Origin of the sequence: Desulfosporosinus acidiphilus SJ4 (genome assembly GCF_000255115.2) — a bacterium.
Lineage (GTDB): Bacteria > Bacillota > Desulfitobacteriia > Desulfitobacteriales > Desulfitobacteriaceae > Desulfosporosinus > Desulfosporosinus acidiphilus.
Genome location: NC_018068.1, coordinates 4,214,642 through 4,239,473, shown reverse-complemented (window position 1 = coordinate 4,239,473; position 24,832 = coordinate 4,214,642). Strand labels below are relative to the sequence as shown.

28 protein-coding genes and 1 other annotated feature are annotated in these 24,832 nt (G+C 42.9%); all 28 genes read left to right on the top strand.

Annotation, left to right across the window (positions count from 1 at the left end):
- Nucleotides 1-8: 8 nt before the first annotated feature.
- On the top strand, nt 9-317 hold the full coding sequence (locus tag DESACI_RS19460; protein WP_014828927.1) for a hypothetical protein: 309 nt from the start codon (nt 9-11) through the stop codon (nt 315-317).
- A gap of 21 nt (nt 318-338) precedes the next feature.
- Nucleotides 339-737: a hypothetical protein gene (locus tag DESACI_RS19455; protein WP_014828926.1), complete on the top strand. Its 399-nt coding sequence runs from the start codon at nt 339-341 to the stop codon at nt 735-737.
- 69 nt (nt 738-806) lie between these two features.
- Entirely contained in the window at nt 807-1,526 is a 720-nt protein-coding gene (locus tag DESACI_RS19450) for a metal-dependent hydrolase (RefSeq protein ID WP_014828925.1), read from the top strand.
- 35 nt (nt 1,527-1,561) lie between these two features.
- Complete coding sequence (locus DESACI_RS19445) at nt 1,562-3,427, top strand: GGDEF domain-containing protein (RefSeq protein ID WP_014828924.1); 1,866 nt, start codon at nt 1,562-1,564, stop codon at nt 3,425-3,427.
- Entirely contained in the window at nt 3,424-4,137 is a 714-nt protein-coding gene (locus tag DESACI_RS19440; protein ID WP_014828923.1) for an EAL domain-containing protein, read from the top strand. Before DESACI_RS19445 ends, DESACI_RS19440 begins: the two co-directional genes overlap by 4 nt.
- Nucleotides 4,134-6,212, top strand: a complete 2,079-nt coding sequence (locus DESACI_RS19435) for a hypothetical protein (protein WP_014828922.1) — start codon at nt 4,134-4,136, stop codon at nt 6,210-6,212. Before DESACI_RS19440 ends, DESACI_RS19435 begins: the two co-directional genes overlap by 4 nt.
- A gap of 45 nt (nt 6,213-6,257) precedes the next feature.
- Nucleotides 6,258-6,398 carry a hypothetical protein gene (locus DESACI_RS24630; RefSeq protein WP_014828921.1) on the top strand — a complete coding sequence of 47 codons (141 nt, stop codon included), beginning with the start codon at nt 6,258-6,260 and terminating at the stop codon, nt 6,396-6,398.
- Nucleotides 6,395-6,661 (top strand): hypothetical protein, encoded by a 267-nt coding sequence (locus tag DESACI_RS19430; RefSeq protein WP_014828920.1) that lies wholly within the window; start codon nt 6,395-6,397, stop codon nt 6,659-6,661. The genes DESACI_RS24630 and DESACI_RS19430 overlap by 4 nt, the downstream gene beginning before the upstream one ends.
- Nucleotides 6,662-6,812: 151 nt before the next feature.
- Nucleotides 6,813-7,028, top strand: coding sequence for a hypothetical protein (locus DESACI_RS19425; RefSeq protein ID WP_014828919.1), 216 nt, complete (start codon nt 6,813-6,815; stop codon nt 7,026-7,028).
- 46 nt (nt 7,029-7,074) lie between these two features.
- The gene (locus DESACI_RS19420; protein WP_014828918.1) at nt 7,075-7,347 is read left to right on the top strand and encodes a hypothetical protein; all 273 of its coding nucleotides are present in this window, start codon (nt 7,075-7,077) and stop codon (nt 7,345-7,347) included.
- Between the two features lie 62 nt (nt 7,348-7,409).
- Nucleotides 7,410-8,063 (top strand): hypothetical protein, encoded by a 654-nt coding sequence (locus DESACI_RS19415; RefSeq protein ID WP_014828917.1) that lies wholly within the window; start codon nt 7,410-7,412, stop codon nt 8,061-8,063.
- A gap of 83 nt (nt 8,064-8,146) precedes the next feature.
- On the top strand, nt 8,147-8,995 hold the full coding sequence (locus DESACI_RS19410) for a hypothetical protein (RefSeq protein ID WP_148271338.1): 849 nt from the start codon (nt 8,147-8,149) through the stop codon (nt 8,993-8,995).
- Nucleotides 8,992-10,755: a helicase HerA domain-containing protein gene (locus DESACI_RS19405; protein WP_014828915.1), complete on the top strand. Its 1,764-nt coding sequence runs from the start codon at nt 8,992-8,994 to the stop codon at nt 10,753-10,755. The genes DESACI_RS19410 and DESACI_RS19405 overlap by 4 nt, the downstream gene beginning before the upstream one ends.
- 13 nt (nt 10,756-10,768) lie before the next feature.
- Nucleotides 10,769-11,650 (top strand): hypothetical protein, encoded by an 882-nt coding sequence (locus DESACI_RS23200; protein ID WP_014828914.1) that lies wholly within the window; start codon nt 10,769-10,771, stop codon nt 11,648-11,650.
- A gap of 41 nt (nt 11,651-11,691) precedes the next feature.
- On the top strand, nt 11,692-11,925 hold the full coding sequence (locus tag DESACI_RS19395) for a hypothetical protein (protein WP_041276146.1): 234 nt from the start codon (nt 11,692-11,694) through the stop codon (nt 11,923-11,925).
- 54 nt (nt 11,926-11,979) lie between these two features.
- Nucleotides 11,980-14,493, top strand: a complete 2,514-nt coding sequence (locus DESACI_RS23195) for an FtsK/SpoIIIE domain-containing protein (protein WP_014828913.1) — start codon at nt 11,980-11,982, stop codon at nt 14,491-14,493.
- Between the two features lie 543 nt (nt 14,494-15,036).
- Nucleotides 15,037-15,495: a hypothetical protein gene (locus DESACI_RS19380; RefSeq protein ID WP_014828911.1), complete on the top strand. Its 459-nt coding sequence runs from the start codon at nt 15,037-15,039 to the stop codon at nt 15,493-15,495.
- 665 nt (nt 15,496-16,160) lie between these two features.
- On the top strand, nt 16,161-16,532 hold the full coding sequence (locus DESACI_RS19375; protein ID WP_014828910.1) for a hypothetical protein: 372 nt from the start codon (nt 16,161-16,163) through the stop codon (nt 16,530-16,532).
- Nucleotides 16,525-16,968, top strand: a complete 444-nt coding sequence (locus DESACI_RS19370; RefSeq protein WP_014828909.1) for a phage replisome organizer N-terminal domain-containing protein — start codon at nt 16,525-16,527, stop codon at nt 16,966-16,968. The genes DESACI_RS19375 and DESACI_RS19370 overlap by 8 nt, the downstream gene beginning before the upstream one ends.
- Nucleotides 16,969-17,688: 720 nt before the next feature.
- On the top strand, nt 17,689-18,921 hold the full coding sequence (locus tag DESACI_RS19365; protein ID WP_014828908.1) for an IS110 family RNA-guided transposase: 1,233 nt from the start codon (nt 17,689-17,691) through the stop codon (nt 18,919-18,921).
- Between the two features lie 224 nt (nt 18,922-19,145).
- Nucleotides 19,146-19,304: a hypothetical protein gene (locus DESACI_RS24625; protein ID WP_158310200.1), complete on the top strand. Its 159-nt coding sequence runs from the start codon at nt 19,146-19,148 to the stop codon at nt 19,302-19,304.
- A 123-nt stretch (nt 19,305-19,427) separates the two neighbouring features.
- On the top strand, nt 19,428-20,297 hold the full coding sequence (locus tag DESACI_RS19360; protein ID WP_207643904.1) for a hypothetical protein: 870 nt from the start codon (nt 19,428-19,430) through the stop codon (nt 20,295-20,297).
- Between the two features lie 18 nt (nt 20,298-20,315).
- Nucleotides 20,316-20,924, top strand: a complete 609-nt coding sequence (locus tag DESACI_RS19355; protein ID WP_014828906.1) for a hypothetical protein — start codon at nt 20,316-20,318, stop codon at nt 20,922-20,924.
- 554 nt (nt 20,925-21,478) lie between these two features.
- Complete coding sequence (locus DESACI_RS19350; protein WP_014828905.1) at nt 21,479-22,006, top strand: recombinase family protein; 528 nt, start codon at nt 21,479-21,481, stop codon at nt 22,004-22,006.
- A gap of 313 nt (nt 22,007-22,319) precedes the next feature.
- Entirely contained in the window at nt 22,320-22,946 is a 627-nt protein-coding gene (gene nadD / locus DESACI_RS19345) for a nicotinate-nucleotide adenylyltransferase (protein WP_014828904.1), read from the top strand.
- 82 nt (nt 22,947-23,028) lie between these two features.
- Nucleotides 23,029-23,277, top strand: a complete 249-nt coding sequence (locus DESACI_RS19340) for an RNA recognition motif domain-containing protein (RefSeq protein ID WP_014828903.1) — start codon at nt 23,029-23,031, stop codon at nt 23,275-23,277.
- Between the two features lie 253 nt (nt 23,278-23,530).
- Nucleotides 23,531-24,112 carry a bis(5'-nucleosyl)-tetraphosphatase (symmetrical) YqeK gene (gene yqeK, locus DESACI_RS19335; RefSeq protein WP_014828902.1) on the top strand — a complete coding sequence of 194 codons (582 nt, stop codon included), beginning with the start codon at nt 23,531-23,533 and terminating at the stop codon, nt 24,110-24,112.
- Nucleotides 24,102-24,458, top strand: coding sequence for a ribosome silencing factor (gene rsfS, locus DESACI_RS19330; protein ID WP_014828901.1), 357 nt, complete (start codon nt 24,102-24,104; stop codon nt 24,456-24,458). Before yqeK ends, rsfS begins: the two co-directional genes overlap by 11 nt.
- A gap of 87 nt (nt 24,459-24,545) precedes the next feature.
- Nucleotides 24,546-24,745: a binding site (T-box leader), on the top strand.
- The last annotated feature ends 87 nt before the right edge of the window (nt 24,746-24,832 follow it).

Sequence of the window (24,832 nt, the reverse complement as noted above, 5' to 3'; positions counted from 1 at the left end):
TTTATTACGTGTGGGGAGGAGTTGATTTAAACGATGGCCTGACAGCCGTCATTCTATACGTGGGGCGATGGTTCCTGGGTATTATCGGCTTTACCTTAATTGGGTGGGCTTCCGTCCACTTTTTAAAAAACCTATTGCTTGCTTTCCTTGGGAAACCAGTAAAAACGGGTATGGGAACCATGAAATTTTCTACGTACGCGCTTATTTTCCTCATTGGGATTATTTGCACTGGAGCCATATTGGGTGGAAGCTTCATGAGCCTCTTGAACAAATTGTATCTATTCCTTCTTCATTTTAAATCACAAATCAATATCTAGAGGAGAAAGGAGATTTTAACTGTGAATGCTTTTCCGATGTTAGCGGTGGACATTTTTCCTACGTTTAATGCCATTGATGTTAGTTCTAATCCAGTAGCCCAAATTGGTATGGTGATACTTCAGTACATTATGGGTGCCATTGGTTTTTTTGTCATCGCCGCAGGTGCAATATCACTCCTGGTATCTCTTTTTCATGTATTTAGAGGAAAACATGATAAGATAAAAGTCGGTGGATTTTTTGGTAAGGAGGTATCCGGTGGTGGTGTCATGCTGCTTGCATTGGGTGAATTTGTCGTAGGCATGTTTCTAGTAGGCTTTTTCTTATCCGGAAGCTGGTCCGGTACCATCAACCTCCTTATAAACTTCGGACAGGCCATTAATAACAAAATTAATGCGGGTATCACGGTCCCTACAAAATAAACCGTATGAAGAATATGTTTCTTGTCATGTGTTTGCCACCTCTCTATTGAAGAGAGGTGGTGTTTTTTTATGGAAGCGAAAACGCATATAGTCTTTGCCGAAGCTTTAGCGATTCTGAGCCCTATCTACTTGCGTCATGTCACGTTCCCCTCATGGATAGGGCCAGTCTCTGTCCCTAACAATATAACCTTATCCCTTTTAGTGGGAGCCGGTATTGGAGCCTTGATTCCCGATGCCCTGGATTGTCCGAAAGCCTTACTTGCCAAACGAATACCCGGTATGCAATTAGCGATGCATACAGAAAGTGTTTTGGAGTATGCTCCCATCGTGGGTAAACCTCTTGAGAAACTGCATCTGCATCATAGAGGACCCGCCCATTCCTGGATTGCTATAGTAGGTGCTTGGTTCTTAGCACCTGCTATTGGTACGCTTTTTGTCCGAATATTTACCGCATTGGTTGTTTTGATTCGTTTTCCTGCGTTAGCATTCTGGGTTTCTGCTCTTATGGGAATAGGGTGGCAAGTAGGGTTTGTCATCGGCTGCTTTAGTCATGATCTTATTGACACCCTCAACACGGTACCCGTGTTCTTTTTCTGGCCTCTTCGGATTCCAGTGAAAGTGTTTCCTGGTAAACTCGGCGTACCAGTCGGTTCCCCCTTAGAAGATCTCGTGCGCTGGGTTATCCTCTTAGGCCTTTTCTGGCTTAATCCGGTCGCAGGAATCATCACCTTTTTCTTTAGTGAATGGTTTTTTAAAAAGATTGCCCAGATGCCAGAAAGCCCCATTTAACAAGGAGAGAGTACCCGTGAGGAGGCCCGGAAACAATGAGTTTACCAAAACCAGATGCAACAAAATGTGAAGAAACGATTGCAAGGGTACTTCAGACGATGTCTGCTTTCATCCTTATGGTCGATGCGGATGGACTCAAAGGAATCAATGATAAGTACGGCCACCCGACAGGGACCGCCTATCTCACAGAACTATGGGATCGTTTGCACAGTGCTTTTCCCCATACCCTTTGGCATCGTTACGGCGGTGATGAATTTTATGGAGTGATGACAGCCCATAAAGTGAACGAAGCAGACCTATTTGCCAGAGCTGAGAATATAACGGGCATGGCTCAGATCCATGGCCGAGATATCCTGGTAGCTTGTTCAATCGGTTTGTATACTGCCGGTAAAGAAGAATCGGCCATTGCGGCCATGGCCATGGCCGATCATGCAATGTATCAAATTAAAAAAAATCATCATGGCGGGATCAAGGTTTTTCGCTCGGATCGCTCTCTGGCGCTCATCGGCGAATGGTCGGAAGACTGGATTACCGTTCCGGTTTCCGAAGGGTGGCGTGTTCTGGTTTACTCTGAAACTACCAGCCTTGACGGTCAGCCACAAGTTGACCTTGTTATTGCCCGTAGGCCATTACCGGGCTCGTTAGCACCTGTCTGGGTCCCCGAAAACAATGATATTAGCAACCTGATTAAAAAACTCCATGCCTTCTCCTTAGGTGACGCTCATGACGCGCCGAACCCAGCTGCAAATGACCTTATTTGGGAAGATAACGGCGATAGAATTGAAGAGCCACCCGCCCCCCCGGCCTATAGAGACAATGAAACTGACAGTGAAGAGCTTTCTTCCCCAACAGAACTATTTACGACCTGGGGGGAACCCCCTAAAGATAACAACGATGAATCGGCGATAATCTGCCATCAAGAAGTAGATATGTCCCAGGAGTTTATTCCCTGGCGTTCCGTTAAACCAACCCTATGGGATCAACAAACCTTAGAAGAAGTCCCCATTATCATGGATGATCCCCTCACCCAATCCTGGAATGAAAAAGAAAAACCTGTCTCGCTAGAAAAGAAGCAAACGAATTTCCAAAAGGCGAAATCCCGTACCGCCCCTAAATCCTCAAGTACCTTAAAGCCTTCGACTGATGGTATCAAGCAAGCCCTCTCGTCGGTGTTGTCCTCCCTTGAACGACCACGACTGGAGATACCGCACCTAAACCTTAAAGAATTTCGTGAGCTGGTACCGGAAATGCTCCCGAAAAACCTTCCCAAGTGGTCGAAAGAAGAAACGCCCCAGGGCCGATCACCGGCTTTGCCCAATCCTTTATCAGTTGATGTCATTGAATCGTTAAAAGGTAAAATTCTATGGTTTTGGAGCGAAAAATCAGGAACCGGTGTCACCCACTTGGCCAATCATACGGCCCAAATCTTATCCCTGGGTCTTCCAGTATTGCTCCTGGATGGTGATCTCATAAAACCTTCCCTCGTTCAACAATACCCCTGCGACGGGCCGGGCTGGGAGAAATCATGGCTACGGAAGATGCCGGGTAAGCATCCTGAGCACGTGATTACGGAAGGGAATTTGCGGGTCTGGGTTCTCAAACAGCCGGTCGGCCCGTTTACGGATCCTTTAAACATGTGGGAGGTCGCTTTGTTTCATCTTAGGTCACCCGACCAAATTATCGTGATTGACGGTGGCCAGCAGATGCCACCGCCGGACGTTGATCTATCGATGGTTATGCTTTCAAAAGAGATGGTAAGGGTCCCTAACCCAACGCACAAAACGGTTTGGGTCAGTCGTCAATGGATGGAGGGAACCCTCCTTTATGACGGGAGCCAATTTGGGATTCTGGGAATCCTTGAGCATTGCAAAGAATTACTGAATGGGGAGGAACGATTATGAGTTACCCTAAAATGTCTCTGAGCCCAAAACGTCTAGCGCAGATATTTAGCGGAGAAATTCCCATGTTTATGGCGTTACAGCCGGTTAAGTCGTTAACAGAGGATCTCGCCATTGGCTATGAGGCCCTGGCCCGCTGGGAAGCCGGAGCAACCTTTAATCCCATGGATGTTTGGCGCATGGCCCTGCATTTCGGGCAATTGGATGCCCTGGAGGATATGGTCCGTGATCGCATTTTGCAGATACAACCCCAGGTCAAAGGAACTTTATTTATCAATTTACATCCTATGGCCCTGAATCCTAAACGCTGGCTGCCATTTCTTCACGAGAATGTCGTTTTGGAAGTGACAGAGCCGGAAGAAATTGATTTCCATGGGGTCACTGCCCTAAAAAAGGCAGGATTTCGTATTGCTCTCGATGACCTGGGGACTGGTCATGCTACATTTAAAGCCTTAGTTGAGATTCAGCCGGAATTTATTAAAATTGACCGCTCTCTCATTGTTAACTGTCATAAAGACAAGCATAAGTGGAGTTTATTAAGAGCCTTAGTTGAACATAGCCAGCGGATGGGAGCCCAGGTTGTCGCTGAAGGAATCGAAACCAAAGAGGACCTGGAGGCCGTCAAACGAACCAAATGCCAATATGGACAGGGCTATTTGCTCGGCTACCCAGAAAGGCAGCTGCCCTCCTTAGAAAAGAGGGATTCGACTTGAATGCAATCCAAGGCATGGATCAATTAATTAAAGTCATCAGCGGAGTCCTTAACCAAGCTGATATGGGCAGCCAGGTCAATGATTGGCTTTTTGGTTCACTTATGATTCTAATCTTTGCCATGACCTATGGTACCAATTGGACCTGGGCGGTCAGTTCTGCGTTTAAGGTCTTAGGATCAAGCTCTGCCGCAAGTAGTGTCTTATCGCTGCTCGGTCAAAATCCTAATCAGACGTCGGTACCCACGGCACTGACTCCGATTTCCGGAGATTTATCAGGAAGCCATAGTGCGGTTTACGCGGGGACGCCGCCTGGTTGGCTTCTTGTCCTGGGGACAATGGTTTGGGCTATTTTTGTCTTGCTCGGCCTCTTTGAACTCTTCGGGGAAACTCACTCGACACGCCTGAGGGACTTGAAAAGTGAAGGTATGTTTTGGTGGGCCATGGCCCCCGTGAGTATTATGATCTTCATTGGGTCTCCTCTGCTGCTTCAAATCATTGCCAAAACAATTTATGACCCCATTGTCTCCAAGATTTTAAATGGGGTTGCAGCGGCTATTGGTGCGGATCCTAAAAATACTCTCACCGATCCTTTATGGCTTCTGCTCGCTTTGTTTGGGGTTGCAACGCCCCATGGGGCTAATGCTACAGCAATGGCCATCAATGATTTTGCCGGAATATTAACTCACCTAAAGAATCTTAAACTGACCGCTGCGAATAATGTCTTTCAAATCATTCCCTTTCTTCTGCAGCATGCGCTAAGCCCGTCCATCTTTCTGGAACTTGTGTTATTGTTAGGACTGTTTTTGATTATCATTCAAAGTGCCTTGGCCACCCTTTGGCTCAATTTTCTGCCGTTCACGACCTTGAGCGTTGTCGCAAGACCTTTTAGCCCTAAAGGAGTCTATCACTGGCTTATGAATGTTTTAAAGAGCATTGGAGCGTTAGCAATCGTCGTTCTTTACGACTGTGCCATCGCCTTTGTGGGAGGGAACGGTAGCCTCCCCCTTTGGTTGAGTCTCTCTTCAGTCCCCCGTGCCATTTTTAACGGTCTGATTACCTACGCCGTTGTCGCTCTTCTTTGGATTTTCTGGACAAAGCCATTAATAATACAAGCGACAGAGCAGTCTATGCGTCTTGTCAATGCAATTCATAGTAGCGGAGATACCTTGGAAAGTGGGGGAAATCAAATAGGATCGTCAGTCTCCTTATCCGGAAGAGTCATTAATGCTGCAAGTCGTATTCCGTTCCTTCCTCAAGGTTTATCCGATCGAATGGCCATAAGGGGCGATGATTTAGAAGCAACAGGACAGAAAATTTCCAATTGGAGTAGCGCCAAGACAAAGCGTTTGCGAAGTATTGACCTCCCCTGGTCTAATACGGTCGGCGCAAAAACAAATTCCGCAGCCCATGAAAACAGCAGCTTAAAATTAGGAAACCTCAAAGAAAGCGTCGCACCTAATGAATTAGGTATAGAAACCTTTCCTCTCAAACCATCAGCCGATCGCAGTGACCCCCCTATTTCTAATTCGCTCGTCTCCAGCGGCATCCATTATACGCCTCCCGGAGATGAAGAGGCGACGGCATTTAATCTTAAAACCAAGAGTCAAAGCGATGCTAATAAGCTCTCTAAGTTGTTTCACTCTGCTGGCGTTCCTCATTCCCTACAAAACATTGGAGGAGAGCACCGGCTTAACTTTGATAAGCTCTCACCGGAAGAATCGATGAGGGCAAGGAAACTTGTTTCAGATAATCAGACGTTATTTAAGGAAAAAGTGACCCATCTCGAAGCTGAACAAAAAGAAACGATGAGCTTTGAAGCGACTAGTTCGGAAACGGCGCATTCAATTCAATCTTATCTGCAGATGCGTGGCGTTGAGTCGAATTTAATCGGCAGTCGGGTAACGTTTCCTACATCGCAACTGGACATCGTTCAACAAATGCTCGAGAGAGCAAATCGTGGTGATCTTCCCATAATTGAAAAAAGGGGATCCAAGTATTTTATTCGCAAAAATGGAATTCCGGTTGAAATTGCCATCGACCAATTTACCCAAGGTAAATATTTAATTGTTTCCTAAATTGAAGACAATACGTTGATGGATTAAAAAGGAGGAAATAGTCCAATGTTTGAAGCTATCGATAAACAACTCTTTAAAGAAATGCTCCAAGAACCGCCCAATAATGTTGCTATTATTGGACATGGAAGATATAGAGTCTTTGAAAAATCCAATCATCTTATGATCTTTCTCGTTATCTCACTTTGAGTGATGAACGACAAGGAATATGTGATGCTATCCATACTGGTACGAAAGGCATTATTTCACTTTTTCCAGGAACTAATCCGGACAAGCTTTTTTTTCTCATGGCTATATGGCTTAAAGAAAGAGGATACCATTCTAATGAAAATATTTTATTGGAAAAAGCAAAAAATGTATTTGATTGGATCATTGTTACAGATAACTATTCCAAGGATCGTACAGCTCGTATTTCCAAACTATTGAAGGCACCTTTTGCGCTGCAATATTAATTTTGCTATACCAATCGATATCCATAAAATTTTATATGTCAAGTGTTTGCCACCTCTATTCTAAGGAGGTGGCTTTATTTTCTCGAAGGTATTGTTGTCCAATTCCCTGATGAAATGCGCAAAGTCTTATGTAAGGAGGTTTGGAGAAACATTGCTCATAAAGGCACTAAACCTAAAAGTGGGGGATCAGCTGGCTGAGGAAGATGGATTTCTTTGGGATGTAACAGAGATTATCCAAGAGACAGAAACTACGATTACCGTCAGGCTCAACTCGGATTTTTCTAGTTTTAAAGAACATTGGAGGTCTAGGTCAGGTATTTTAAAGACATTTGATAAACATAGAAGCCTCCAAGGTGTATCGGCGTAGGTGGGGCGCTGCAGTTAATAGAAACTACGTTAAGAAGGGATCATGGATGACAACAAAAGAATTAAATTCAAAACTTCAAATCGTGCACGTTAAGGGTAAACGGTTTAAATGCCCAGAGGGTTACCGAAAGATTGAGAGTGGTTTCGCCTTCTTTGTCCCAGGATTGGGATATCTCGCTTTCAATGATTCAAAATATATTCCTTATATGCCACTAGGGGGAAGAAAGGCATTAGAAAGTATTCTTAAAGCCGGAGGGATGCTTAATTACGATGACATTATATTCATCCGGGAAATGGATGCTTACGGAACTAGTCTTTAATTTTACTAAGAAGGTATCAAATATTAAAAGTCTATTGATTAGAAAAATGAGGGGGAGCGCCCATGTTAGAAAAACTCAGAAAATTACTGAAGGAACGATTTGCGGATACAAAATACCTTTTAAAGTTCACCTTGATCGGCGGCACAACGATTAGTGTCGTCAAAGATGAGGAGAATTTTAACGAGTTTATGACATGGTACAATTCACCGTCAACAAATGAGTTTTTGATTAAAAACCGATCTGGGTTTATATCAATCAATAAAGAGCACTTGATAGAGTTTCACTATTCGGAGATAACACCGAAGGCGAGAATTGCGGCTCCCATTGGCTATGTTTTGTTTCATCCAGTTCCAAAGTTCTTAACCTTATTCTCGTACTTGACGTTACTGCTCACTGGATTTGTAGGCTCTATAGTTCTCTTATATCTGAAAAATGATTTAAACATAAGCAATTTGTATTTAATGTTTGGCCATTGTTTTGAGTTTATCGGTGGTTTCTATTTATTTTTCTATACCATTATTTCGGCTATGTGGGCTATTAAGGCTTTGCTTTCGGATAACCATACACTGATAGATCTTGACCGTTATTTATCCTGCAGTTACGAAAAAAACGTAACCAAATTTCTTTTCGTTAATGCAGTTTTGATTTTTGTCTTTTTCTCTAGATTAAACTATGGGGAATTTAGGGCATTCGTTACAATGTTTTTTAATTATTAATGGTTATTAGTGAATCTCAATGGTTCCGATATGGACAGAAATGAGCTTTTGATGCTTCAATCATAACGTCCTACATTAGCAATTTGTTCTTAAGGAGGAATTTTATGCAGTGGCAGGAGCCGCCGTCCATTGATCTCGATGCGACCATTGACGCCCACGTCATTGGTCGTGTCACCGTCATCCAGTTTGTCATCGTTGTGATCATAACTATCCCCAGTATATTTTTATCCTTCATCGTCTTACAGCTGCCGTTTTTTATAGCCTCATTTGTCACCTTACTCTTACCGGCGGGAACGTTTTTCTTTTTCTATAACGACGGTCCACGCGAGTTGAAAATTCTTAGCGGCTATTATAAACGCAAACGAACCCCTGAAGCTGGTTATTCGATGCCCGGTGCTTATGATTTTGAGTCCTTTGGTACGATGAACCCTCTGGTGGCCGTTCCAGATTACGTCTTGGTACACGCTACCATAACACTCCAACCCGTTTCTCTTTTGGGAGAGAGTGAGGAATCTCGTTTGAAAATTGCTTTGGAACGTCTTACCAGGGCGGCAGCTAAAGCCAATGTTCTGTTGGATTGGTTTATGTCTCATGAACTGTACCGCCCGATTGTTCCTCCAGAATCCAATTCGTTATTACAAGATCGGAATCGCTATTGGATGGAAACCGGAACCCATCGTTTTCAAACGCCCTTGGTGATACGCTTGGCAGCAAAAACACAAGATTTAGATGAAGCATGGCGAATCGCAGAACAGGTACGACGTGGCTATGAATCCGCTGGTGGCGAGGGCTGGGAATGGGCGAGCTGCCAATTGATCGGTCAAATGACGATTGATCAATTAGACCCCGGCGCTGCGTGGCGTCGTTATGTTAATCAATTTAATACTTCAAATTCAAACCCGGCGGACAAACGTAAGGAGGGTATGGGATGAGATTACCTGTTGGAATGCTTGAGACGAATCACGAATGCGTTTGGAATGGCAAAGAGACCGTATTTCATCGCACCTTTCGAGTGGTGACCTGGCCGCATAGCGAGATTCAGCAAGCATGGTATGATTTGGCGACCGACGAGCAGGGGATCATCTTTCGGGTCCGCCACTCTCTTAGCCCAAGCCCGTTTACGGTTTCTCCGGATTTGCGACGAAAAATTAATCGCTTAAAAGGAAATACCACAGGGGTTGACCAGACACGAGCCAGGGATGACGAACTTTCCGGTCTTGAAAAAATTCAGAAATTGATAATGCATAAGGTCCGACGAAAGGAAAAGCTCGTCGATGTGACAACATTTCTCACAATCTCGGCACCGGACCTGGAAACGCTGGATCATGATTGTGAGGCAGCTATAGGCATTTGCTCGGCCTACGAAATTGTGTTGGAGCCGATCCATGGATGCCAGGCTCCAGGTTCGCTCTTGACCACTCCCATGGGCATGGTCGATTTTACCGGTGCAAACTTCTGGTCTCCTTGGACCATGCTAAGCAGCCGAGGTGCATTTTTAATGCCTTGGGGAGTTGGTACTGCTGGAGACGGATTTGGTAATTATGTAGGGTGTGCCACTGATTCTAATGTTCCAATTAATGTGGATTTTTCTCGAGGATTTTCCGGTCTTGCCAGTAATATGATTTTCTTTGGTATGACCGGTGAAGGAAAAACTCAGGAAATTCATACCCTCCTTCAGAGTTTTCACGCTGAGGATAAATACATTATTGTGTTTGATGTTGACGGAGAGTACCGGCAACATTGTGAAGAGTTGGGGGGGCTTTATATCGACTTGTCGGGGGTTTCGGGACAGTTTCCTGACCCCTGCATCATCCCGCCGCCTAGTGGGAGTGACGATGTGATGGAGGATCAGTTCCGTTATGATCGCATGCGTAGTGCTGTCACCCGAACGTTCTCCATCATGGGGCACCTGAATGACTTAGAGGAAGGGGCCGTTGAACGGGCTATTGATTCTGCATTTGAGGAATTTTCAATTTCTCCGGAAGATCCCTCGACCTGGGACCGAAGCCATCACGTAACTCTTAAGCTCATTTATAGTTACCTGGAGAAATATTCGAACGAGGATCCTGATGCGCGTGATGCCAAACGTAAGTGCTGGCGAGGAATTAAAGGCGGACTCGCCCGGTTTTTTAGTGACCCTTTACAATATACTGAACAACCTAACCGAGCTGTCTTCTTTCATCTGGGGGATCCTGGGCGAACGGCAGACCGGCGGGCTAGTGAACTGAAATTTAGCATGGTCATTAACACGGCATGGGAATGGATTAGACAAAACCGACGAGCTAACCGAGGGAGCGTTATTGTGGCCGATGAGTTTCAGCGGCTTGTCTCCGATCCGATCTTAGGCGTTTTTATTGCAGATCTGCAAACAACCATCCGGAAGTGGAATGGAATTCAGATTATCGCAACCAATACCCCCGGACAACTTTGGGATGTTGAAATTGACGGCAATAAAAAGCTAGGTGATAAGATCTGGGGAAACGCTCCTCTGAAAGGGATTTTTGCACTCGAAGAAGACCAATTAAGAGCCTTGAGGAACCACGTCAGTATCCCAGATGGAGTGGCGGACGCTATCTCAAACCAAATGGGCAGTCATGCGTTTTGTTTGCGTTATGGAGGCAATAAATGGGCTCAGGCACGCTCGGATGTACCGCCTCAAGAAGCTGCCCTCTATAAAACCAGAACTAAGTAAAGGAGGGTCAACCGTGTACGTAACCTTTTTCAAGCAGCGAAAACTAAGACTATCGACGAAAGTCATAGCCCTCTTATTAGCTCTACTCATGCTTCCTTGGCTATTTATCGGAAATATATCGGAAACGTTACTTTACAGTATCGAAGAGCCAGCGATAGAGCCTGTCTCAGTTCCATCATTTGCTCCGGTCCCTGCAGGGTACCCAGTTTTGGTCCAATATGTCCCTTTGGATTTATCGGCTGTGGAGGGCTGGATCCAGTCACATTATCCTGGCAGTTTAGTTGACATCCCCATGCTCCAAGCCATTGACCAGGCTGCAAAAGAAGCCAATGTGAATCTAGGAATTCTATTAGGGATTCTTGCCGCTGAACAAAGTATGCTGAGCCCTTCGATTGTTGGTTATGCTCATGCCATGCATTATTATGACAATCCCTTCGACTATGGAGTTTATCCGGGAAGCACGTTTCCCTTTGCAATTGGGGCTTATGCAAGTGCCAAAGGAGCCTCTTCTCTAGCGGTGCGAAGTCTCGAATCCTTTGCTCCTGGGGCCTGGCGCGCTGAACAATTTGTTCAATGGATGGGTTTTTTTGAAAACTGGTATGTTAACGGGATTACGGCCTTTTCGACGATTGGAAATTGGGGTGGGAGTGTCAGCAGTGTTTGGAATTCAATGATGCAATATGTAGTACAAAAGGCACCTACCTGGTTTGATAACGTGAAAACCTGGATTCATAACGCTGTTGAAGGAGTCGTCAATTGGTTTAGTGAGCACAAAGTAGCGGTTCTTATAGGCGCTTTAGCTTTAGTCGCAATTTTCTTAGGTCCAGAAATTGCAGCGGGTGCCATGGTCGCCTTTAATACCAGTTTTTCTCAAGTCTTAGCCACTTCACCGTAGAACTTCCTATCAAAAACAAAACTAATGGGAGGATGAAAAACGTGACGATTCAACAAAGTTTAAATTGCCTTAGGTATATCCCCGCGAGTTTAGAAACTCAAATAACATCCGGAACTTTAACCGATGAGATGACAGAATTCTTAAATAGCTATGTAAAAAAAGGCAGGACTAACATTATCGTTTCCGGGCCGACCGCTTTAGGGATGACGACGGGCTTTAGGCTTAAAATCGGAGATAGTTCCCTATGCTCGGTAAAAGCACGTCCCTCAGGTTAGCTCCCAGCTTCTTATTCTTAATCGCTTTTATGTCCGAGAGAAAGGAGAATCGCCTTGAAGGAACCCTCAAATCGAATGGATCTTTTAGCCGGTCTACTCGGCCTCATTATCGCCCTGGTTATGCTCAATTGGGCAGCGAGCATTATTCACCTGCCCTGGACCTTGAATATTTCCGGAGCTAAGGATGCTTTGCTGGGAGCATCCAGTGCCTCAACGCAGCAGCTTAACTCTGTCAAAGCCATCCCACAAACCAACTCTGCCCATGAAGCCTCGACCTATGGCAACCTTCTCGGTATTGGAACTAGCCTTTTGCCCAAACTGTTGCTGCTTCTACTTTTTGCTTGGATCCTGCTAGGGATAATTGTCTGGTACCGAAAAACCAGCACCCATACGACCCAAAGCGTCCGTGATTTCTTGGTGTTCCGTTGGCCTCAAATGTCCTTAGGATACGTTTTTAGCCGCCCGGAGCTCATCCAAGATGCTTGGAATCGACATGTGTTATCGCGATCCGAAGTATCGGTATCAGGTGCCTCGTCGCAATTTGGAAACCCTCAAACGCTTCACCGTATTGAACAAATACTCTTTGCCGCCATGAAAGGATCGGACTTTAAAGTTGAAGATGCCATCGGCCATGGTCAGGATACACGAACGATGATTCGTACCAATGTCGTAGCCACATGGGAAGACCATGGGTGGCGTATTCAACTCCAGTGGCCTCATGGGTTCCAACTCGATATTTATACAAAATGGCGAGAATGGGGTCCCAATATGGCTCCCATTGCCTTGAGGCACTATGGGTTTCCTGCCTTAAAAGGTCATGTCGATGAGTACGGCTTTCTTCATATTACCCTGGACCAGCCTGAAACTGAGTTTTCTAAACAGCCTAAAGCAGATGCTTTTTTTAAAACTGAAGAAAAGGAAATAACCGAAAGTATAAGCGCAACCCAGGAATGCTCCGCAAATAACGAAGGGCCTCTTCGGGAGGGTGGCCCTCCCCTCTCTCTTTTGACTTTGGGTAAGGGAGCAGTCGGTCGACCTAATGAAGGAAAGATTGTTTCTAAGGCCTTAGAAGATGCTCTGACGGCCTTTCAGCTTTCTGGAACCGTTCATTTGCGTGGAATTGGTCCAAGCCTTATTCAATTGGCCATCATCCCACAACGAGGACTCTCTCCCAAAAAGATTATTTCGCGGGCCGATGACTTAAGAATGGCTGGGAAAGGATCTCTCCCTGGGTTAACTCTTGAAGGGACAGATACGGAAATTCGTGCTTTGGTCACCCGCAAGACTCGGGAAATTGTAGCGTTACGCGATCTGCTCACCGTCGGTCCTCCTGAGAATTCCAATGAAAAAACTATCCCTTTGGTGTTTCCTTTAGGGGTGGATCTCGCGGGTAGCCCTATTTGGATTCCCTTAGCCAAAACACCTCATTTACTCATCGCCGGAACGACCGGAAGTGGGAAAAGTGTCTTCTCCCAAAGTATGCTGACATCTCTAACATTTCGCTATTCATCAGAACAGCTGAAGTTTATTTTGATTGATGCCAAAGGAACTGAAATGGCCTTTTATAAACATATTCCACATCTCCTTAGCCCGATTATATCCGAAGCTAACAAGGCTGCAGCGGCGATTCGTTGGGCAGTATCCGAAATGGATTCGAGGAATAAGCAGTTCGTTGACGCTGAGTGCCGGGATTTCGAGGGGTATTTACGCAAAGGCCATCATCTTGCTCGTATTGTAATTTTTGTTGATGAACTCTACGATTTATTGGCCGGAGCAGGAAACTTCCGCGAAGAACTTGAAGACAACCTCACCAGTATTGCCCAAAAAGCTCGTAGTGCTGGGATTCATTTAGTCTCCGCTACCCAAAAACCGACTGTTGAAGCGATACCAAGCTTGCTTAAAGGAAATATTCCGGGAAGAATCGCCTTTCAGGTTTCGAGTAGGACTGAATCTGTTGTTATCCTTGATGAAATAGGCGCAGAAAAGTTAATTGGTTATGGAGACGGGTTATTTAAAATGCCCGGATGCCCGAAAGAGCGTATTCAGGCTCCCTTTATCGATGACAATAGCGAGCTGACTGCAGTTTCCAAATGGTGGCGAAATAACCCAAGGAAAGAATTTAGTCAACACCAAGGCGAAGACAATTCACTAAAATCCACTGTAGCTGGGTTGGGAGAAAAGCATCAAGCGCAAGAGCATCTTGTCCATGATCCTCTCCCAGATGAGGACCAAGGTCATTCTGTTGCGGAGATCGAGGAAGAAGATTTGGATGAATTGCCCCCCATTTATTCAAGATGCCTCGAGGGGGTGGAGGAGAAATTCTCCCCTCTTTCTGGAGAAGATGTTTGGAGAATGAATCATGTTGCCCAAATGGTTGTCCAGGCTTGTCCAGTGGGAGTAATTATTGAAGAAAAACAATTGGCCCTGGCGTTTACTGTCTCCGACGACGTGGCCAATAAGGCAATTCAACAAATGTCCGCCATGGGATTTATTAAAATGCTAGGTGGTGAAAAAGTGTTAGTCCAACGCTGGAGGGCAAGGAATGATTCACGTTCCTCACCTTTTTAAAAATCTGTCAAAGGTTTGCCACCTTAATCATGAAACATTTTTTACCTAATGGTTTAATTATTGCCGAAAAAACACACTGTTTTCTGTTCCCTTTTTGTTCCTTTTAAAGTATCTTATCTAATTCCTTTGCATGTAATTACTGCAGTTCTTTTGATGGGCAACCTTCTTTTTTAATAATAATTCAAACCTTTAATAGTCAATTTTGCGTTTGGCAATGGGCATCAAACTCAAATGCTATTTTTTAAAAAGGAGTAAAATGTTTATGACCATACTATGGACTTTTCTTCTAGCCCATTGGTGGCTCCCCTTCTTAGTGTGCATAATACTTAATATACTTTTGTTTATTATTGACGACACAATTATAGTGGATCTATTTCCAGTCGCTTTAATTTTTGCGATAGGTTTTACTTCAACTGTTTTTCTTTTGGATCAAAAGTATGGGGTGGGTCCTAACTAACTTCCTACGTTCATGCATCTATTAATTTTTAATATTTTTGTGCAATTGATCGGTTAGTCGCGTATCAGCGTGAAGGAGGGATCCTATTGGATTATAAAATAGAACAACGTTATCAAACTTTCTTAGCTCGTTTACAATACTCCCCTATCTCATCCACAGGTATACCTATTTTCTATTTCAGAGATTGCATGAATATCGGTTCTGCCTTTGCTCTAAGCAAAAGAGGTCATAGATGCATCATTGGAAACAAGATTATACCCTCCGCAGTTAAGCTATACGGTTTTTCAGAAAAAGAAATAGACTATCTCTTTTCTATTCCCAAAATTTCAAAAAAGAGAAAATATAAATGTCAAATATATAATAGAAATTACAGGAAAAGGAAAGGAGTCCTCGCTCACAATGAGAGAAGAAAAATTAACATTGACCAATATAAAAAAATACTCAAATTACGCAAACTGGGATTCTCCCGAATAAATGTTGCTTGTGAACTCAATATTTCTCTAAATAGAGTTCGCTATTTACTCCATTTATTCAGGCAAAGTTAATTGTCTTTATCCTTTGTTGATTTGGCATAGGTACTGGTATATTTTTCGAGAAACAATTGCGCCGCAATCGACCGATACCACTGGTATTTTCCCGATACCACGCTGTTTTAATTAATATTTTTGTATTTCTGCTATTTTCTAGCTTATATCAATGGTATTTGTGAAATACCATTATTTTGATTCAAGACTCTACTAGCGTTTAATGATGTCGTGATTTAATGTCTCGTCCTGTCACGCTATTTAAAGAGAATATTTACCATACTTTAAGGTTTTATGTTATTAAGACTTTTGTGATCATTTTAATGCGCGTGACATGGCGTGACATTTTCTTTAGCGTTTTATCGAAAAAGCTCTATAGTCACGCTAGGTCACGTACTAAAACTAAGCGTAATATTTCTAAATTATTATAAACGTTATTTTTTGCTAATATAATCGTGTCAATACGTGACTCAATTGCTAGATTTAGGATTTTAGTCACACTATGTCACGTTCTTTTAAAGTTTATTTCTATGATCTACTTACCGATAAATAGTTATTCCGCAATTTATTCGCAATTTCTAATGTGACGATGCGTGACACTCTTGTTTATATGTCTATTATTTTTTGATTGGCAGTAAATCGATAGCTACGCTATATTAAAAAGGTCTAAAAAGAGGTAATTATAAATGTCAAATATAACAAATGTTATTCTTGGATCCCTCAAATTGAGGTACTTAGACACACGCGAACGATGGGTCTGGGTAGCACTCAATCTCCTCAACGACAACGCTAATGGCTTGATTTGTAGATCTAACGGTGAATGTTACAATTTATTAGAGTTATCCGAGTTGATTATGCTCGACTCCGACAAACTAAAAGATAGTTTATATATCTTAGCCGAAAAAAATTTTATTTCCTTAGAAGATGATATAAATAAAATAAAGTTATTACTTACTCCAGAAGAGGAAAGAAAGAACAAGCTTCGGATCGCTGCCCGTTTGCGCAAGAGAAGACAAAGAAGTAAAGAGATGAAAGGCATGGTGAAAGTCGATGTCTAAAAAGAAACCTACGCTACAGGAAGTAATTTTTAATTTACCTCATCAATTAAAGGTTAAACGACTTACATCTGAGCAAAAATGGTTATGGGTAGTAATTTTAATTTTATCTTTTGAGTCACCGATTCCAGGGAAGCTATACATAGATAATAACTTAGCTGTTTCTGAAGAGGATTTAGCGTGGAAATCATCAATTCCTATTGAAAATTTAAAATCTCATCTAATTTCATTACAAAAACTCAATATGCTAAGGAAAGATAACAATGCTTGGGTTATTATGGAATCGGCAAAGCAAGATGAATGCCACAATAATTCAGATATAAAGACTGAAGCTAATTTAAATAGTTCTCAATCAGTAAATTCGGATGAATTAGAGATTGCCAAGGAAATGGGTTACACGACGGAGGAATGGATTGCGCTTAAAAACCCAAAAACCTAATTAGGGATCGAAATTATCACGCTATGTCACGTTTGAAATTTAAAACCGTCTATAAGGATTGGAAAGAAGATAAAATTACCGCAGTAGAAGCTATGCAAATATGTATGAAAAGCAATACTTTTTTTATAGAAGGGTAAAGGAATACAAATTGAGTATCTAACAGCAACCTTTGTTATGCTAGATTAAAACAAAGGTTGCTGTTTCAGTTATTCCACCTTTGGGGTGGTGTGCAAAATACGATCCTAGTTAGAAGTACACATTGCCATTTTAAGGAAAAACATGTCAAATAATGTTGACAATTATTGGAAAATATAATCGTATAAATAAAGGAATTTAGTTTGTAATAATGAATTTATATAATGAATAGTTTAAGTGTTCAAGGGGATTATCCAAGAGACATTATGTCATGTGGAGGGGGGATAAATTTAAATAAAGACAACCTCGGATTATCAATACCAAAAGTAACAAATGATCTAAAGGGATTAGTCCCTACACAAAATAGTAGGTTACTTTATACTGCCCCACTGGGGATATTTGTGTAGGGAGATTACGAAAGCATTCCTGTAAACTGAGAAAAACAAACTTTGCAAAAGAAGAGACCTCGCAATAGAATTTGAAAGGATGAGTCGGCCGACAAAATCCAATCAAAACATATCGGAGGTCTGTACCATGAATTGTAGCCAAAACGAGAAGCTAAATCAAGTGACATAAGAAACGCTTGTGATTGGAGTGGACATTGGCCATGAGACGCAGCATGCCAGGGCATTCGACTGGCGGGGCGTAGAACTTGGTAAAGTATTCCGCTTTGAAAACAGCAAGGAGGGATTTGAGGCGTTTGGCAGATGGGTGGAAAAGCTGAAACACAGCGTGGGGAAAACTGCTGTCATGGTAGGCTCGGAGCCGACCGGTCACTACTGGTTCAATCTGGTGCCATACCTGAAAGAAAGCGGAATGAAGCTGGTTCTGGTGAATCCCCATCATGTGAAGAAAAGCAAGGAGATGGATGACAACCATCCGAGCAAGACCGATCGCAAAGACCCAAAAACCATTGCCAAACTGGTATGTGAGGGGCGGTACAACATTCCACATATTCCAGAGGGCGTATACGCTGAGCTGCGTATCATGATGGAACTTCGGTTGCGGGTTTGCAAAGAGTTAAATCAGATCAAGAACCGTGTCCAAAGGTGGCTGTCGATCTACTTTCCCGAATTTGTGAAGGTGTACTGCAAAATCGATACGGTAAGCGGTCTGCTTGTTCTGGAGAACGTGCCGATGCCGGAGGATATCCTGGCTCTGGGAGCCGCCGGACTCAACGGGCTGTGGCGGCAATCTAAGATCAAAGCCGTTGGGATGAAGAAGGCTACGAGCTTGTTTGAAGCGGCTAAAAGCAGCGTGGGATGCAAAAACGGCGGCGATGCAGCTCGACTGGAGCTTCGGCTTCTGCTGGCGGATTACCGCACCAAGATGGAACAGTACACGCAGATCATGGAGGAAGTGGAAAAATTGTGTAGGCAAGTTCCAAACGTGGAAAAGCTGCTGGAGATAGGCGGCATAGGTTTTGTCACGGTTGCCGGTTTTGTAGTCGAAGTTGGGGATATTCGACGCTTTCAGTCCCCAAAGCAGATACAGAAGCTGGCGGGTCTGGCCCTGCGGGAGAACAGTTCCGGTCAGTGTAAGGGGCAAACAACAATCAGCCGACGCGGAAGGGCGCGATTGCGTGCAGTTCTGTTTCAGGCAGTAATGCCTTTGGTATCCAAAAATCAGGAGTTCAAGAAAATCCACCAATACTACACTAGCAGGGCGAAGAATCCTTTGAAGAAAAAACAGTCGCTCATTGCCCTGAGCTGCAAGTTGATCCGAGTGTTTTACGCACTGTTAACCAAGGGCTGTGCATATGATCCTGTGAAGCTTGTAACAGATATTAACCGGCCAGTGGATAGGTTAGCAGCTTAACTTCAGGTACAAGGGATGTTTTCTGAAAGCGTCGCAGAAAACGGATATCCCGATGAAACAGCAATCACACAGATAAGAGAGCTGGTAGTCAGTCTTTATCACCTCCATCAGAGCAACGACTCGGGACGAAAGCATTACTGACACCTATTTTATGGATAGGCAGAACGAAGGAATTGAGGGCCGGGGCCTCCCGTGACCCTGTTAGATGTGAGAGGTTTGCTGCCATGAGATGTATGGGTTACCAATGGCCGACAGAGAAAAATCATATGATGCTTTGTTTGCTGTACCCATTTTCTCTGAATCCGGCACTTGATGCCGATTCTGTCCGTATGAGGCTCTTCTGGTTTGTACGAGATACTGCGATATCGGGAGATATCCGATGAAAAACGAGAAATTATTAGAGAGGAGGAATTTTCGTTCTACTATTATATCCACTGAAGTTTCCTTAAAAACGTATAAAACACTAAAGAGAGGGTGTAAGGATGATAACGAAGAAGTCATTTTTGATGTTAATGATCTTTTCTTTATTTTTATGTTTCTCCTTCGTAACCGATGTCCATTTTGCATATGCAGATTCACTACCATCATCAGCGAGTAGCTCTTATTATGTTACCCCTAGCTGGACCAACAGTAGTACTGCATATTCTCAAGGGCAAAGTGTTACACCAGGTTACGGCGGTGATGTTATTTTAGATTTTGGACGACAATATTATAACGGATCAACTTGGGGAACATATCTACCAGGAACATCATATTTTGTTTCAGATAGCCAAATACAGACAATAGTCCATAACTTTTTGACTGGTTATGATAGTGCCCACACTCAAGTTATTTTTGCATACATAGCAACAAATAACGATAATGTGGGCTGGTCCCAGGGATCCACCACATGGACTGATGCAGGGACTGATTGGGGCGCGTTGGTAGATAGCACCCCCCCCACAATAAATACTGCGGTAGGTGGAGGCAACGATATTGAGTCTTGGTATGGAACAGGATTTATAGCTTATGGTTCTGATACAGTTAACTGGTGTAATGCTTATAATAGCAGAACTCATATGCGTATGTTGAACTATGGTAGTGATGCTAGTTCAGAGTATCCTAGTGGCTGGACGAAACAACAAGTTTATTCTGTTTCATGGGGATTATCAGATGATCTCGTAATGCCAGAGATTTATTATAATTCTCAGGCTTCTCAATGGCAAGGTATTTACGATTACAATACAAATCTTTACATCTGGGGTACTACATCTGAATATGGTTATGGCGGTAGTTTATCGTGGTCAGATGCTTGGAATGCTTTAAATAATGCAATAACTAATGATCCTACTCATCCTAATTCAAATGACGTTCAAGCATCAGCAACTAACATTTGATTTGATAGGAGGTTAATTATGAAGATTCAATCTCTATTTAGAAAACGTTTGTTTATTTCTTTAATGGCAATCACTGCAGTGATTGCTTTAGGGTTAACTGCATTTATAGCTCAAAATGCCAATGCTCGTAGTACATTCTCAGACTTTACAGCAAACAAAATTGCAAGATTGAATCAGGAGACTGCGAAGCATGTGGATCAGGCTAGACAGTATCAGGCAACACACCCTAACAACAACCCTGAAATTCTGCCAATGGGTTCAGATCCTAAACAAAAGGCCGAGCGTATACCTCCCGATATTGGATGGGGGATAGGATGGCTGTATAATGGTCCATATAATGTTTCTGAATTGTGGATAGTAGGTGACAAACCCAATAACGAACAACGCTCGTGGAATCCAAGCTACGCATATTCTGGAAGTTTTAAAGATAACCCAAAACAAGGATTTATTGGAACTTTTGTAATGAACGGAGCTTCGGATCATAGTTGGTCTGGCAATTGGAAAACGCCTCAACTATGGGGTTCTGTAAGGATTACAAACGTCACTGGTAGTGTGATAAGTTTTAATAGCGATTCTGGTGTAACAGGAACTTTTGATCTGGAAACTCACGAGTGGAAGACTAATTAAAAGAAATAATTTAGAAATTAGAGGGGTTGTTTCCAAAGTATTTGGGAACAACTTCTTTAGTTAGAAAATGAAGATCAAGTGAACAAAATTAAATATAAAATTACATTCTTTGAATCTTAATCGGCATAGGAAAGAATAGTCATGTCATAGGAAATTTATAATGATAATTTTTATTCTATTTCCTTTTAACATAAACAAGAGATTATAAAGTTTGAATACTCTCTCGCTTTTTATTTCAACTAATAGCTTCTAATTGGGGTAGTGGGAGCATTCTAACACCAGGGGCAAGGTAATTAGGGTAATACACGTGCAACGAATACGCTAGGGGTCGCCTCACGAAACGGAATATAAAGCACATTGATCAAAATGCATGTTGTCTTAACGCGCTTCTTTCTTAATGCAGTCGTACCATGTCAAATTGAAGTATACCCTAACTTGACGTCAAGTTCCCTTCGTAATTGTGTCAGAATAAGGTCGTTTCTATTATTAATTGATATTTTACCAACAATATTATAGACTTTAACTTGACACTTTTAAGCGAAGAAGGGAATCAAATGAACGGTCACTCATTCGGCTATATTCGCGTGAGTACCTTCGATCAAAACACTAGCCGTCAATTAGATGGGTTAATCATGGATCGAGTGTTCATTGATAAAGCCTCTGGTAAAGATACCCACCGCCCTGAACTGGAAAACTTAAAACAATTTGTTCGTGATGGTGATACTGTCGTTGTCCATAGTATGGATAGACTTGCCCGTAATTTGGATGACTTACGTCAAATTGTTTGTAGTCTTACACAAAAAGGCGTTAAAATTCAGTTCATGAAGGAAAATCTTACTTTTTCCGGCTATGACTCGCCGTTGGCTAACTTGCAGTTATCGGTCATGGGAGCTTTTACCGACTTTGAACGCTCCATGATCCGCGAACGACAATTGGAAGGTATCGCGCTAGCTAAACAACGAAGTGGCTATACTGGCAGGAAAAAAGGGTTAACGGATGATCAGATTGTTCATATTAAGCAAAGGGTTGCTTCCGGCGAAAAAAAGTCTCAGATCGTTCGTTATTTTGGGATTAGCAGGTAACCTTGTAAAAATACTTGAAAAGTTAATCTTTTAGGGTTTAATTCCTTGTAGTCTCTGCAACAAACGCATAGAGTCTATTAACATAAATGAGTTCATTTGGGAGTTGACTCAGTTGCGGGTTCCTCCAGAATAAGTTCTAGATGCCTAACATATTAATATACCTTTTCTGCGGGTTTCACTAACGGATTTTAATATGGCATAATACAATAAGATAAATATTTCCCTTGACAGGTCTTTTTTAGAAATAATTTATTGAATACCAGTAATTATCAGGAAATTAAGTTATCGTTATAGAACTAATGGAGAGAAGCATATGAATAATTTTACAAAACAAAAAACGTCTCGGTTAGGGGTTATGGGCGGAACCTTCGATCCAATCCATTATGGACATTTAGTTGCTGCAGAAATGGCACGCAGTGAGTTTAAGCTTAGTAAGGTCTTATTTATCCCAACGGGGATACCGCCTCATAAAGATCGGCTTGATATTTCTGCAGGGGAATTCCGCTTGGAAATGGTTGAACGCGCTATTGAAGACAACCCTGTCTTTGCTTGTTCAGCCATGGAAATCGAACGGCAAGGGCCCTCTTACACAGTGGAGACCCTGCGCCTTTTGAGCAAGATTTGGCCGGAGCATGAGCTGTATTTTATCACCGGAACAGATGCCCTGCGTGAGATCTTTTCTTGGCGTGAAGCTGAAGAGATTTTGACTATGATTCAGTTTATTGGGGCAGCCCGGCCAGGCTTCGATGCTAAAGATTTTTTGCAGTATGTTCGGCAGGAACATCCGGAAATTGTAGATAAGATTCATTATTTAGAAGTTCCTGCTTTGGCAATTTCCTCAACAGATATACGGAGGCGGGTTAAAAATAAACAACCTATCCGATATCTGCTGCCGGAAGCGGTGCGTTTGTATATAGAACAAAAAAATCTCTATCGGTAGAATTAAAAGGTGGTCATTCGCATACTCTGCTTGGATTTGACCATACTAAAAATGAATCAATTTCAAAGAGGTGAGTATAGTAATGACAACACTTTATGTCGGAAATCTCCCGTGGAATACAACAGCGGATGAACTCGGGGAATTCTTTTCTAACTATGGACATGTTGAAAGCAGCAGAATTATCACTGATCGAGAAACCGGCCGATCCAGAGGGTTTGGCTTTATCGAGGTTGGCGAAGAGGATGCAGAACGAATGGCTCAGGAGTTAAATGGCAAAGATTTTGGCGGAAGACCTTTAACGGTGAATGAAGCTAAACCGAAACAAATGTAATATCCCGCGGACTGGAAGGGAGACCCTCTGACATGATTGTGGGGGTCTCCCTTTCCTTTGTTATGATCCTTTGAGAATTGGTGGGGCCTGTTCGGGTAAAGACATCCTTTGTTTTAAACTGCAGTTGATGGACAATAATATTGGTAGAAAGAAGATTTTGTAAAATATTTTGCAGTTAAAGCCCTAAATTGATAGAATGTAAGATAATGCAAAAAGAGAAAGATAATTAGGGTGTTTAAGGGGGAGTTGGAACGTGGAACTACTGGTTGAAGAGGTTACGATTCTGGCTAAGCATATGCTTACGGAGTCAAGATTCAAACATACGCTGGGAGTTGCGGAATATGCAGAAATGTTGGCCAAACGCCATGGGGTTGATCCCGTTAAAGCTCGATGCGCGGGGCTGGCCCATGATTTAGCTAAGGAACTTCCAGTCAAGGAGCAGATCACCTTGGCCCGGTACTGGAATCTGCTGACTTACCCTGAGGATGAACAATATCCTTACGTTTTGCATGGCCGGCTTTCAGCCTATTGGCTGGAACGTTATTTCAAAGTTGACGATAAAGATTTATTGGCAGCCATTGCCAGTCATACTTTGGGCAGACCTGGAATGTCCCGCTTAGAAATGTTGATTTACAGTGCTGACTTGACTGAACCCGGACGTAAGTTTCCAGATGTGGACAAGTTGAGACAATCCTTGTATGATGATTTAGACAGGGGCACGTTCGATTGTGTTGAAGGCACTTTACTATATTTAAAGCGGAGTAACCATCCAATACATACCTTAACGCAATTAACTTATGAAGATTTAAAAAGGAGGCTCACTATTGGAACTTGATCAAAAAAAACTTACCGAAGTTATTCACCTTGCCGAAGATAAAAAAGGCGGTGACATTACTCTTCTCGATTTAAAGGGAATCTCTATGGTTACGGATTATTGTCTTATTGTGACGGGCAACACGTCTATCCAGGTGAAAGCTATCACGAATCATTTGGAAGAGGAGTTGCCTGAGATTGGAATTCCTGTTCTGCACGTTGAGGGTCTGCCTGATGCCAAGTGGGTTTTGATGGATTGCAGCGGAGATTTGGTCATTCATGTTATGACGCCGGATCAACGAGAGTTTTACCAACTTGAGCGGCTTTGGAAGGATGCCCAAGTGGTTTCTTGTGCCACTTTTGTCTAACAACGAACTCATTAATTTGCGGTAACATTATTTACGAAACTGTTGTTCATAAATTCGTATGATTTTTTGGGAAGAAGCTCATTATATTTAAAAGCTGGGAAAGGAAGCAGTACTCAAAAACCTTCTTTAGAGAAGCGGCGGTAGGTGCAAGTCGTTGAAGGGGATTGCAGGAACTCGTCCTGGAGCTGTGTTCAGGTAACAATGAACACCGGTGCGAACCGTTAAAGTCTTACGAGTGAATTTGGAAAATTGGGTGGTATCACGGGAGCAGGCCTCTCGTCCCTTGGGACGAGAGGATTTTTGCCACTATCAGAAAGTATAACCTTCGGTTGTATACTGCAAGAAGAGCTAATTCGTGCGAAGACAGTGTCTTC